Raw genomic sequence first — 10967 nt, forward strand, 5'->3', positions numbered from 1 at the left:
AAGCAGTCCAGAATCTTTCCACAGAGGCAGTCTGGACTGCTTCGTCGCGGAGTCTGTCATCCGGCCCGCCGAAGGCGGGACCGGGTGGCTCCTCGCAATAACGGGAGTCTCAATTCGCCGCGAAGCAATACAGCAGCCCGTCGCCGCCGGTGCTCTTCAGATCGGCCTGCGAGCAGCCGCCGTCGGGACCACGCGAGGGGTGAGAGCTGTTCCAGGACTTTGACGGCTCGTCATCGCGCAGACCCTTGCGATCCGCGTGACCGACGACGGCAGCGCCCTGCGTGCTCGACGTCCAGTTCTTGCAGGTCTTGTCGTCGCCGGCCGAAAACGCCGTGCCGTCGGGTTGCGTTCCCGTGAGGATGTCGTGCCGGTTCGGCGCATCGCCGGCGCCGTTGTTGACCTCGCCCTTCTCGCTGAGTGCCGTCTGCTTGGTGAGATTGTTGGCCGGACCATGCAGGTCGGCAACGTCCTTGGCGATGACCGTGCCCTTGGCATTCTGCCACGGTCCCTTGCCGATGCGATCGCGGGCGTTGACGGCCGGCTTGCCGTCGGCCGCCTGGGTCGAGAGATAGGCGCGCCAGGTCTTGGCACCGGCGCCGGCGGCCTGAGCGAGCCTCGCGCACTGCGCATCGGCTCCTTCCAGACCGCCAAGATCGGCGCCCTTGCCCGGGCCGCTGGAGGTCACGAAGAACGTCATGTCAGCTGACTGCGCTTGCGCGGATGGCGCCGCGAGCAAGGCCAGCGTGAGCGCGAGCCCTGAAATCGTCACGGATCTCTCGATACGGATCATCTTGTCCTCCCAGGAGTGTTTTTGGTTCGCCGCCTGACTCCAACCCGAGCCGCGCCCGCTTATTCCGATGCCGCGCTGCAAGACGCCCAAAAGAAAAGGGCGCCGTGCCGAAGCACGACGCCCTGGTTTCTCATCTCGTCCGCGATCAGTTGGTCTGCTGGATCGCCGACAATTCCCAGCCGCCGCCCGGACGACGGGCGAAGGTCCAGATTTCGGTCGCCTCGCCCGGCTGCTCGCTGCCGGCGACGATCGCGCCGGTGTTGCGGTCGAGCGTCTTGTCGGTGAGCGCGAAGCGCAGCGCCACGGTGGCGTACTCGGTCTCGCCTTCGCGCCAGGCTTCCGCGAGGTCGCCCTGGAGCAGCTTCACGTTGGTGACCTTGTTCACGGCGTTCCGCGCACGGTTCTGGGCAAGGTCCTGCTCGAAATAGGAGACCATTTCCGGCGTCGCGAGCGTGTGCAGCTTGGCCACGTCCTCGTTCGACCAGGCGGTCTGGATATCGCCGAGCAGGCGCTCGAACGCCTCATAGTCGTCGGGCTTGATCTCGAGCGGCGCATTGTTGTGGGCGCCGAAGCCGAAGCCGCCGAGACCACCGCCAAGTCCGCCACCGAGGCCGCTGCGATAGTTCGTCTGCGGTCCGGGACCTGCGCCTGCGTCAGCATTGGCATAGGCCGCCTGCGGACTGTGGCGGCGCTGCCACCACGACATCGCCAGCCGCACCACGAACACCACGAGCACGATCTGGATGATCAGGCCGAGGATCGAGGACAGGCCGCCGAGGCCGCCGAACAGGCCGCCGCCGAACAGCATGCCGAGCAGGCCTGCGCCTAGGAAGCCGGCCGCAAGGCCGCCGAGGAAGCCGCCGCCGCGGCCGAACAGGCCGCCACGCGCCGGCGCGGCCGAATTCATGCCTGCGCCCGGCTGGGTGTAGGTGCGGTTGAACTGCGAGGTCGAGCCCGGCGCGGTCGTGGTTGACGGCGGCGCCGAATAGGTCCGCGAGCCGCGCGACCCCGACGACATGCCGCCGCCGACGCGCGCATCGGCAGACGAGATGGCGAGCGCGGTCGGCAGCGCAAGCGCCAGCACGACAGCGATCGTCTTGAAAAGACTGCGGGAGCGTTGCGAGAAATTCATGTGCGTTTCCCAAATCCCCGGCATGGGGACGTGCCCCTAAGATGGGCAGACTTCCCGAAAAGTGAAGACGGTTTCGGAACCCACAGCTGCGGCCCTCAGTCGCGGGGATGTGGCAAAAGCCCATATTTGGCGGGGGTTTGCCGGGGTGGCGCGAGGGAACCGTGGTCGCGGGTTACCACTGGCTTAACGAGGTGAATTCCGCTTTTGCCCGTGAGTGCGGACTCCGTCATTGCGAGGGGCCCTTGCGACGAAGCAATCCAAAGTCTTCCCGCGGAGGGATTCTGGATTGCTTCGCTACGCTCGCAATGACGGAGCATTGCAGAAGCGGCGCAGCGCCTCTTAGCCCTCACCCCTGCTTCGTCATCGTCTCCTTCACCGCCGCCACGAGCTGGCTGAGGGTGAACGGCTTTGGCAGGAAGTCGAACTGCTGGCCCTCGGGCAGGCTCTTCTCGAACGCGTCCTCGGCGTAGCCGGAGACGAAGATGAACTTGATGTCGGGATTCTTCTCGCGCATTGCCTTGAGCAGCGTCGGGCCGTCCATCTCTGGCATCACGACGTCGGAGACGACGAGATCGATCGCACCGCTCTGCTCGTCCAGCACCTCCATGGCTTCGACGCCGTTCTCGGCCTCGACCACGGTGTAGCCGCGCGAGCGCAGGCCGCGGGCGTTGAGCGCGCGCAGGCCCTCTTCGTCCTCGACGAGAAGAATCGTGCCCTGCCCGGTGAGATCGGTACGGGGCTTCGCCTCCGCGGCCGCGGGCGCGGCCTCCTTCGCGGCGCCATTGGTGGCGCTGACGGCCGTGGCCGGCGGCTGCTCCACCTGCACCTCCGCCTCGGGATGATGGCGCGGCAGGAAGATGTGGAACGAGGTACCCTGCCCCGGCTCCGAGTCCACGTAAATGAAGCCGCCGGTCTGCTTGACGATGCCGTAGACGGTGGAGAGACCGAGGCCGGTGCCTTTGCCCACCTCTTTCGTCGAGAAGAACGGCTCGAAGATCTTGTCGCGGATGTCGGCGGGAATGCCGGTGCCGGTGTCGGCGACCTCGATCCGCACGTAGTCCGCGGCCGGCATGCCCTTATAGGCGAGCTTGGCTGCTTCCTCGGCGGTGACGTTGGCGGTGCGGATGATCAGCTTGCCGCCGTCGGGCATGGCGTCGCGCGCATTCACCGCGAGGTTGACGATGACCTGCTCGAACTGGGAGACGTCGACCTTGACCGGCCAGAGATCGCGGCCGTGGATGGTCTCGTGCTTGACCTTTTCGCCGATCAGCCGGCGCAGCAGCATGGCAAGGTCGGACAGCGCGTCGCCGAGATCGAGCACCTGCGGCCGCAGCGTCTGCCGCCGCGAGAACGCCAGCAGCTGCCGCACCAATGTGGCGGCGCGCGTCGCGTTCTGCTTGATCTGCATGATGTCCTGGAACGACGGATCGGTCGGCTTGTGCGCGTTCAGCAGGAAGTCGTTCGCCATCATGATGGCGGAGAGCACGTTGTTGAAGTCGTGCGCGATGCCGCCGGCGAGCTGGCCGACCGTCTCCATCTTCTGCGACTGGTTGATCTGGTTTTCCAGCGCACGCCGCTCGGTGGTCTCGAGCATGTGCACGATGGCCGCTTCCGCCTCGTTCTCGGCGGCGTCCACCGGCGTGACGAAGAATTGGCCCCAGCGCTCCTTGGTGCCTTCCAGCGCCACCTCGACCGGCGCGACGTCGGCCTGGCCGTCGGCGGCCTGGTTGATGGCCGCGATCAGGAGCTGGCGGTCGCGCGAATTGACCGCGCGGAAGATCGACTTGGAGGCGCTGTCGAGGCCGAGCGCCTGGCCGAGCTTGGCGTAGCGCGCGTTCGCCCGCACGACATTTCCGGCGCGATCGACGGTGGCGATCGCCATCGGCGTGTGGTCGAAGAAGCGCATGAAGCGCACTTCGGCGGCCCGATCGGGATCGCTGCGCTCGTCGCGGGCGCGGCTGATGACGAGCGTGCGCGACGGCCCCGGCGCGCCGTCGGCGCCGAAAGCAAGCTTGTGATAGAGCCGCACCGGCATGGTCTTGCCGGTACGCATGCGCAGATCGATGTCGAAGACCTCGGTCTTCACCTCGCCCGGAACCGCCACGATCGCGGTGAGCAGCGAGGCGCCGTCGCCGGAGACGATGTCGGAGAGCTTCAACCCGCCGGAACCGATCTCGGCGAGGTCGTAGTCGAGCCAGTTCGCCAGCGTCGCGTTGACATAGGCAAGCTCGCCGGCCGGATTGACCGAGAAGAAGCCGCAAGGCGCGTGATCGAGATATTCGATCGCGTGCTGGAGCTCCTGGAACACGTCCTCCTGGCGCTCGCGGTCGCGGGTGATGTCGGCGATCGACCACACCGCGTATTTCGCCTCGCGCTTGCCGCTGCCGAGCGGACGTACCCGCATCCGCAGCCAGCGGCCCTGGCTGCCCTCGTGCCCGGAGATGCGCACCTCTTCCTGCTGCCGCTTGCCCTCGCGGGCAGCCTTCAGCAGGCGGAATACGGCCTCGGAAACGTCAGGGTTGCCGATAAAGACGCGCTCGACGGGCCGCACGTCCTGCGGACCGGCAGCGCCCGTCAACGTCAGATAGGCCGCGTTGGAATAGACCACATGGCCGCGCGGATCGGTCACGGCGAGGCCGTCGAAGGCATGATCGGAGATGCGGGCGATGATGGGATCGTCGAGATTACGGTCGGCGAAGCGGATGATGCCGGCGGCGAAGGCGAACAGGTTGAACAGGCCGACCATCGCCAGCACGGCGAGGATGCCGAGGATGTAGGGCTGCGCCTGCGCGCGCCCGAGCGTCATCAGCCCGATGGCGACCGCGACGAGACCGGCGGCCACCAGCAGCACCAGCGCAATGCTGCCCGAGCGCGGCGACGGCTCGTGCGCCGCAACGGGCTCGCGTGTGAGGTCGTGGTTGGTCTCAGCAGTCATCTCAAGCTGGCGCAGCCTGTTGGCAGAGAATCAACGCGCCGCCGCGCGCACGGGGCCTTCCCTGCCTCAATCGGACCCGGAGGCGCAAGGGCAGCAGGGGCGAAAGGTACGCTGATTCCCAGATTACGGCCATTTCCGGTACTTTTCGGGTGTTTTATCCCCGCCCGGCGCCGAATCCGCGCTTCAGCCGCATGACGTAGCCGATGACTTCGGCCACCGCATGGTAGTGCTCGGTCGGGATTTCCTGGTCGATATCGACGGTGGCGTAGAGCGCGCGGGCCAGCGGCACGTTCTCGACGATCGGGATGTCGTGCTCGCGCGCGATCTCCCGGATCTTGAAGGCGAGGTTGTCGACGCCCTTGGCGACGCAGATCGGCGCCGACATGCCGCGCTCGTAGGACAGCGCCACCGAATAGTGGGTCGGGTTGGTGATGATCACGGAGGCCTTGGGAACCGCGGCCATCATGCGCTTCTTGGAACGCTGCTGGCGCAATTGCCTGAGCTTGCCCTTGATGTGCGGGTCGCCTTCGGACTGCTTGAACTCTTCCTTGATCTCCTGGAGCGACATCTTCTGCCGCTGGAACCAGCTGCGATACTGGAAGAAATAGTCGCCGATCGCGATGATCGCGAGCGCCGCGACCACCGCCCCGAGCAGATGGATGGTCATGCTGGTGGTAGCGCCCAGCATGGCGGCCGGATCGAGCTTGACCATCGCCTCCATGCGATGCCGCTCCGGCCATAGGACTATGGTCATAACCGCGCCGAGCACGACGAGCTTGCCGAGCCCCTTGAGGAAGTTCGCCGCCGCCTGCTTGCCGAAGATGCGCTTGAAGCCCTCGGCGGGCGAGAGCTTGCTGAACTTCGGCTTGAGGGATTCGGCCGACCACACCAGGCGGTGCTGGAGCATGTTGCCGGCAATCGCCGCCAGCACGAGCATCAAGAGCGGCACGCCGACCGCGGCGAGCACGGCGAACTCGATCTGCTGCATCAGCGCGAGCAGGTTCCTGCCGTCGGTCCTGATCATCCAGGAATTGGCGAGCAGGTTGCGCATCGGCGTCACCAGCCCGCTGCCGACCGATCCCGAAAAGGTCGAGACCACGAGCGTGCCGCCCGCGATCATGAACCAGGTATTGATCTCCTGGCTTTTCGCAACGTCGCCGCGTTCGAGCGCCTCGTCGAGGCGCTTTTGTGTCGGGTCTTCTGTTTGACTTTCGGGATCGTTGTCTTCCGCCATCGATCACCTATTTGAGCGGCATCATCTGGTGCATGACACCGATGAAGTAATCCAGATACGTGCCCATCATCGCGGTGAGCACCACGGCGAGCACCAGGAAGCCCGCGAAGATCGACAGCGGCACCCCGACGAAGTAGACCTGCATCTGCGGCATCAGCCGCGCCAGCACACCGAGCCCAATATTGAAGACGAGGCCGAACACCAGGAACGGCCCGGAGAGCTGCAAGCCCAGGCGGAACGCGGCGGCGAAGGCGCGCGTCGCCAGCGAAGCGACATCGCCGCTCGACACGGTCTCACCAGGCGAGAAAATTGAGTAGCTGTCGTTCAGCGCCGCGATCACGAGGTGATGGCTGTCGGTGGCGAACAGCAGCGTGACGCCGAGCATGGTCAGGAAGTTGCCGACCAGCACGCCCTGCTGGCCCTGTGTCGGATCGACCGAGGTGACGAAGCCGAGCCCCATCTGCTGCGCGATCACAGAGCCGGCGACTTGCAGGGCCGACAGCGTCACCCGCGCGGTCGCGCCCAGCACGATGCCGATCACGATCTCATGCAGCATCAGCACCAGAAGCGGCGCCAGCGATCCCATGTCGACATGATAGGCATTGCGGTGCAACGGCAGGATGATCAGCGTGAGCAGCAGCGCGATCGACAGTTTTATGCGCGTCGGGATGTTGGTCTCGCCGAGGCCTGGCAGCAGCATCACCATCGCGCCGACCCGGGCGAAGGCGAGCATGAAGGACGCGGCGAGCGCCGGCAGCAGCGAGACGTCGATGCGCATGACGGGCGCATTGTGCCTCAGCCGCCGATGATTCGCGACGAGATCCGCAGCATGTGCGCGTGGAGCGAGTCGGCCATGAATGGAAGCGCTAATAGCATCGTGGCAAAGATGGCGAGGATCTTCGGCACGTAGATCAGCGTCTGCTCCTGGATCTGCGTCAGCGCCTGGAACAGCGACACGATGACGCCGACCACGAGGCCAACCACCATCAGCGGCGACGACACGATCACGATGGTCCAGATTGCATCGCGGGCGACGTCGAGGGTTTCGGGTCCGGTCATTTTGAATTCTCGCTTCCAGTAGTTTCCGCCATTCCGGAGCTCGCGAAGCGAGAACCCGGAATCTCGAGATTCCGGGGGTCAGTGCTTCGCACCGCCCCGGAATGACGTGCCCAAAAATCAGATCGGCATCTTCAGGATGTCTTCATACGCGGCGATCACGCGGTCGCGGACCGACACGAGCGTGGACACCGCGACGTCGGTGTCGGCGACCGCCGTCACCACGTCCATCACGTTGGCCTTGCCGGCGGCCATCGCCACCGTCTGCGCGTCGGACTTGCGGCCGGATTCCATGACGCTGCCGACGGCGTCTTTCAGCAGCGAGGCAAAGGACTGCCCGCTCGCTTCGCTGCCCTTGCCGGCGCCGCTGTTCTCCAGCACGCGGGCGAGATTGGCGTAGGCATTGGCGGCGATTGTCGGTGATGCCATGGCTCAAATGTCCTGTTCAGCTCTTGAGGATGTCGAGCGTGCGCTGGATCATCCGGCGCGTCGCACTGATGATGTTGAGGTTGGCCTCGTAGGACCGCTGCGCATCGCGCATGTCGGTCATCTCGACCACCGAGTTCACGTTGGGATATTTGACGTTGCCGGTGGCATCCGCCGCCGGATTGTTCGGCTCGTATTTGACGCGGAAGTTGGACTGGTCGGGCTTGATCTTGCCAAGGGTGACGACCTGGGCGTCGAGCGTACGATCGAGCGCTGAGGAGAAGGTCGGCACCTTGCGCCGGTAGGGATCGCCACCTGATGTCTGCGAGGTCGAGTCGGCGTTCGCGATGTTTTCCGAGATCACCCGCATGCGCCCGGCCTGCGCGCGCAGGCCGGAGGTCGCGATCGCCATCGAGCGGGCAAAGTCGCTGCTGTCATTCGCCATGGTCTACCCCTGCGCTAGCCCTTGCCGATCGCGGTCTTGAGCAGATGCAGGCTCTTCGAATAGAGCGAGGTCGCCGCCGCGTAGTCCATCTGGTTGCTGGCGGCCTTCATCATCTCCTCTTCGAGATTGACGGCATTGCCCGCGGGGCGGGTCTCGAAGCCCGCATTCTTGTTCTGGTCGAAGCTGGAGGCCGCGCCCGACGGCGTCATGTGCGAGGCGCTGGTCACGGTCATCGCCAGCGGGCCCATCGAGCCGGTCACCGCGCCGGATTTGTCGAGCTTCGGCTCGACCAGGTCGCGCGGGCGGAATTTGGGGGTGTCGGAATTAGAGACGTTCTCGGACAGGACGCGCTGGCGCTCCTGATGCCACTGCATCTTGGTACGAAGCGCCGACAGCACCGGGAGGTCGTTGATGGACATCGTTGCGGCTCCTTCCGCCGTCGGACCTGTGTCCGAAGCTAGGCAGAATTTGCCGCGTGTATGGTTAACAGGTGGTTAAGGATGCCGGGAACGCATGATGCTCGCTTGTCCCTTGCCGGGACACGAATTCGCTGCCCCGTGATTCTACGTTCCCAAAAGTGGTATTAACCCAACCGCTTGGCCGGGCGTGCACAGGCCAAGAAGTCGTTTTGGATCGGGCGATTCATAGGTTAATAAGAGTTTGGGGACGGCAAAACTTGCCGTGGGACGTTAAGAGATCGCAGTTTGGGGCATCGTACGCCGGTGGTTGGCGCATCTGACCATGGGCGCAAGAGAAGCGCCATTTGTCGGGGACATGTATGCAAGGCAGCCCTATCACCTTCATCCTCGCGTTCATCGTCGTTCTGGCGTTGATCGGCGTCGCTGCATGGCTGGTGCGCCGATTCGCCGGTAACCGGCTCGGCGCCAACACCCAGCGCGGCAGGATGCCCCGGCTCGCCGTGATCGATGCTGCCGCGGTCGACGGCCGGCGCCGCCTGGTGCTGGTCCGGCGCGACAATGTCGAGCACCTCCTGATGATCGGCGGCCCGACCGATATCGTCGTCGAGCCCAATATCGTTCGCGCCGCCCCGGGCCGCGACCAGCTTCCGCAGCGTTCCAACGGCGCCGAACCGCCACGCCTCGCCCCGATGCCGGATGCCGGCGGCTGGGCCGATGAGGCTCCGCGGCCCGAACTGCTCGATCATCCCGAGCCGCCAATACCCGAGCCGCCGCCGCGGCCTGCGCGCCCCTCCTTCGCCGACGAAGTGCGCCGGCCCGCGCCCGCTTTGGCCGAACGCCGCAGCGAGCCGTCGCTGCCCGGCTTTCCGCCAGAGCCGATCGCGCCGCGCCCCGAGCGCGAGTCGCGTCCCGAGCCGCTGCCGCCGCCGCGCATTGCCCGCAGCGAGCCGCCGCTAATGCCGCGTCCGCCGCGCCAGAGCGAGCCCGTAAAGGTGCCGCCGGTGCGCGCCGATCGCCCGGCCGCACCGCCGCCGCCCGTGCCCCAGGCACCGCCGGTTCCGCCGCCGGGCCCCGCTGCTGCGCCCTCGAGCGCAGAGCAGAATCTCGCCGAGATGGCGCAGCGTCTCGAAGCTGCGCTGCGCCGCCCGGGCGGCGAGACGGTCGCGCCTCCGGTTGCGCCCGAGCCGCCCGCGGCGCCGCCCCGCGCAGCCCGCAGTGAGCCGCCGGCGCCACCTGCCCCGCCGCCGAAGCCGGCCGCGGAGAAGACCAGCTTTGAGAATCTCGAAGACGAGATGGCCTCCCTGCTCGGCCGTCCGAAGCCGTCTTCGTGAGGCTGCCGGCCCTCCCGCGTAGAGTTGTTTTTCTTTCTGTCCTGATCGGCGCGGCTTCGCTCGCGATGCCTGCCTATGCGCAGGACATCAGCATCAATCTCGGCGGCGGTGCTGGCGGCGGCGGCGTCACCGAGCGCGCGATCCAGCTGATCGCGCTTCTCACGGTGCTGTCGATCGCGCCGTCGATCCTGATCATGATGACCTCGTTCACGCGCATCGTGGTGGTGCTGTCGCTGCTGCGCACCGCGATGGGCACAGCGACCGCGCCGCCGAACTCGGTGATCATTGCGCTGGCGATGTTCCTCACCTTCTTCGTGATGGGACCGGTGCTGCAAAAGTCCTACGACGAGGGCATCCGCCCGCTCGTCGCCAACCAGGTCAGCGTCGAGGACGCGCTCCAGCGCGCCTCCGTGCCCTTGCGCGGCTTCATGCAGAAGAACGTGCGCGAGAAGGACCTCAAGCTGTTCCTGGATCTCTCCGGCGAACCGCCGCCCGCCACCCCCGACGAGCTCGCATTGCGCATCCTCGTCCCCGCCTTCATGATCTCCGAGCTGAAACGCGCCTTCGAGATCGGCTTCCTGCTGTTCCTCCCGTTCCTGATCATCGATCTCGTCGTCGCCTCGGTCCTGATGTCGATGGGCATGATGATGCTGCCGCCGGCGACGATCTCGCTGCCGTTCAAGCTCATCTTCTTCGTGCTGGTCGACGGCTGGTCGCTGGTGGCGGGGAGCCTGGTGCAGAGTTACGGGGGGTAGCGGCCGCGATCTCCGCTGTCATGCCCCGCCTAGTGCGCAAGTGCGCACAAGGCGAGCGATGACACCGAGAATGTGGCGCACAGCGAGACGACGTTTACAGTTCGCCCCTACCCCTTCACGTCATACTGCTTGCTGAGGTGATCGCCGATCTGCACCAGCATGGCGACACTTTCCGGGAAGCCTGGCTTGTCCCTCGTCGCCTGATCGGCGTCGGCGCGGAACTCCCAGCTGTCGCCGTCGCGGACGATGGAGATGGCGAGGTCGTCCGGGCCATCGGCATGGGCCTTCAGTTCGGCCCGTGCCATCGCGATGAGTTCGGCTTCGGTCTTGGCAGGCTTGCTCATTTCAACGCTCTCCCGGCATGAAGGGGTACAGGTTGCCGCCTTGCGCGGCACCTGTCGAGAGGCCGAGAGGTAGCAGGGTTCCTAAAGCATGATCCGGAGA

Annotated in this window: 12 protein-coding genes; 2 read left to right on the top strand and 10 right to left on the bottom strand. The window is 65.9% G+C overall.

Features of this window, described 5'->3' with window-relative positions:
- Window positions 1-109: 109 nt before the first annotated feature.
- The 9 genes from WN72_RS31660 to flgB form a co-directional block, all read right to left on the bottom strand.
- Complete coding sequence (locus tag WN72_RS31660; protein WP_092213797.1) at window positions 110-790, bottom strand: lectin; 681 nt, start codon at window positions 788-790, stop codon at window positions 110-112.
- Window positions 791-935: 145 nt separating this feature from the next.
- Complete coding sequence (locus WN72_RS31665; RefSeq protein ID WP_092213406.1) at window positions 936-1946, bottom strand: Tim44 domain-containing protein; 1011 nt, start codon at window positions 1944-1946, stop codon at window positions 936-938.
- A 322-nt stretch (window positions 1947-2268) separates the two neighbouring features.
- Window positions 2269-4857: a cell cycle histidine kinase CckA gene (gene cckA / locus WN72_RS31670; protein WP_092213404.1), complete on the bottom strand. Its 2589-nt coding sequence runs from the start codon at window positions 4855-4857 to the stop codon at window positions 2269-2271.
- A gap of 154 nt (window positions 4858-5011) precedes the next feature.
- Window positions 5012-6091 (bottom strand): flagellar biosynthesis protein FlhB, encoded by a 1080-nt coding sequence (gene flhB / locus WN72_RS31675; RefSeq protein ID WP_027560311.1) that lies wholly within the window; start codon window positions 6089-6091, stop codon window positions 5012-5014.
- 7 nt (window positions 6092-6098) lie between these two features.
- Window positions 6099-6869, bottom strand: a complete 771-nt coding sequence (gene fliR, locus WN72_RS31680; protein ID WP_027560312.1) for a flagellar biosynthetic protein FliR — start codon at window positions 6867-6869, stop codon at window positions 6099-6101.
- A gap of 17 nt (window positions 6870-6886) precedes the next feature.
- Complete coding sequence (fliQ, locus tag WN72_RS31685; RefSeq protein WP_011088555.1) at window positions 6887-7150, bottom strand: flagellar biosynthesis protein FliQ; 264 nt, start codon at window positions 7148-7150, stop codon at window positions 6887-6889.
- Between the two features lie 117 nt (window positions 7151-7267).
- Window positions 7268-7576: a flagellar hook-basal body complex protein FliE gene (gene fliE / locus WN72_RS31690; RefSeq protein ID WP_027560313.1), complete on the bottom strand. Its 309-nt coding sequence runs from the start codon at window positions 7574-7576 to the stop codon at window positions 7268-7270.
- A gap of 16 nt (window positions 7577-7592) precedes the next feature.
- A complete protein-coding gene (gene flgC, locus WN72_RS31695; RefSeq protein ID WP_027560314.1) occupies window positions 7593-8018 on the bottom strand; it encodes a flagellar basal body rod protein FlgC in 426 nt (141 codons plus the stop codon).
- A 14-nt stretch (window positions 8019-8032) separates the two neighbouring features.
- Window positions 8033-8437: a flagellar basal body rod protein FlgB gene (gene flgB, locus WN72_RS31700; protein WP_092213402.1), complete on the bottom strand. Its 405-nt coding sequence runs from the start codon at window positions 8435-8437 to the stop codon at window positions 8033-8035.
- Between the two features lie 359 nt (window positions 8438-8796).
- Between flgB and WN72_RS31705 the strand changes: the two genes are divergently transcribed.
- Together WN72_RS31705 and fliP are read left to right on the top strand one after the other, a co-directional pair.
- Window positions 8797-9768: a flagellar biosynthetic protein FliO gene (locus tag WN72_RS31705; RefSeq protein ID WP_092213400.1), complete on the top strand. Its 972-nt coding sequence runs from the start codon at window positions 8797-8799 to the stop codon at window positions 9766-9768.
- Window positions 9765-10523 carry a flagellar type III secretion system pore protein FliP gene (gene fliP, locus WN72_RS31710; protein ID WP_027560317.1) on the top strand — a complete coding sequence of 253 codons (759 nt, stop codon included), beginning with the start codon at window positions 9765-9767 and terminating at the stop codon, window positions 10521-10523. The genes WN72_RS31705 and fliP overlap by 4 nt, the downstream gene beginning before the upstream one ends.
- A gap of 107 nt (window positions 10524-10630) precedes the next feature.
- Here fliP and WN72_RS31715 read toward each other — a convergent pair whose 3' ends face one another.
- The gene (locus tag WN72_RS31715; RefSeq protein WP_027560318.1) at window positions 10631-10867 is read right to left on the bottom strand and encodes a hypothetical protein; all 237 of its coding nucleotides are present in this window, start codon (window positions 10865-10867) and stop codon (window positions 10631-10633) included.
- Between the last annotated feature and the right edge of the window lie 100 nt (window positions 10868-10967).

The sequence above is a fragment of the Bradyrhizobium arachidis genome, from assembly GCF_015291705.1.
Classification (GTDB): domain Bacteria; phylum Pseudomonadota; class Alphaproteobacteria; order Rhizobiales; family Xanthobacteraceae; genus Bradyrhizobium; species Bradyrhizobium arachidis.

Excerpts from the sequence above, each read along its gene's own strand:
- flgB (WP_092213402.1), bottom strand. The coding sequence starts at position 8,437 with ATGTCCATCAACGACCTCCCGGTGCTGTCGGCGCTTCGTACCAAGATG.
- fliE (WP_027560313.1), bottom strand. The coding sequence starts at position 7,576 with ATGGCATCACCGACAATCGCCGCCAATGCCTACGCCAATCTCGCCCGC.
- flgC (WP_027560314.1), bottom strand. The coding sequence starts at position 8,018 with ATGGCGAATGACAGCAGCGACTTTGCCCGCTCGATGGCGATCGCGACC.
- flhB (WP_027560311.1), bottom strand. The coding sequence starts at position 6,091 with ATGGCGGAAGACAACGATCCCGAAAGTCAAACAGAAGACCCGACACAA.
- WN72_RS31660 (WP_092213797.1), bottom strand. The coding sequence starts at position 790 with ATGATCCGTATCGAGAGATCCGTGACGATTTCAGGGCTCGCGCTCACG.
- WN72_RS31715 (WP_027560318.1), bottom strand. The coding sequence starts at position 10,867 with ATGAGCAAGCCTGCCAAGACCGAAGCCGAACTCATCGCGATGGCACGG.
- WN72_RS31665 (WP_092213406.1), bottom strand. The coding sequence starts at position 1,946 with ATGCCGGGGATTTGGGAAACGCACATGAATTTCTCGCAACGCTCCCGC.
- fliQ (WP_011088555.1), bottom strand. The coding sequence starts at position 7,150 with ATGACCGGACCCGAAACCCTCGACGTCGCCCGCGATGCAATCTGGACC.
- cckA (WP_092213404.1), bottom strand. The coding sequence starts at position 4,857 with ATGACTGCTGAGACCAACCACGACCTCACACGCGAGCCCGTTGCGGCG.
- WN72_RS31705 (WP_092213400.1), top strand. The coding sequence starts at position 8,797 with ATGCAAGGCAGCCCTATCACCTTCATCCTCGCGTTCATCGTCGTTCTG.
- fliR (WP_027560312.1), bottom strand. The coding sequence starts at position 6,869 with ATGCGCATCGACGTCTCGCTGCTGCCGGCGCTCGCCGCGTCCTTCATG.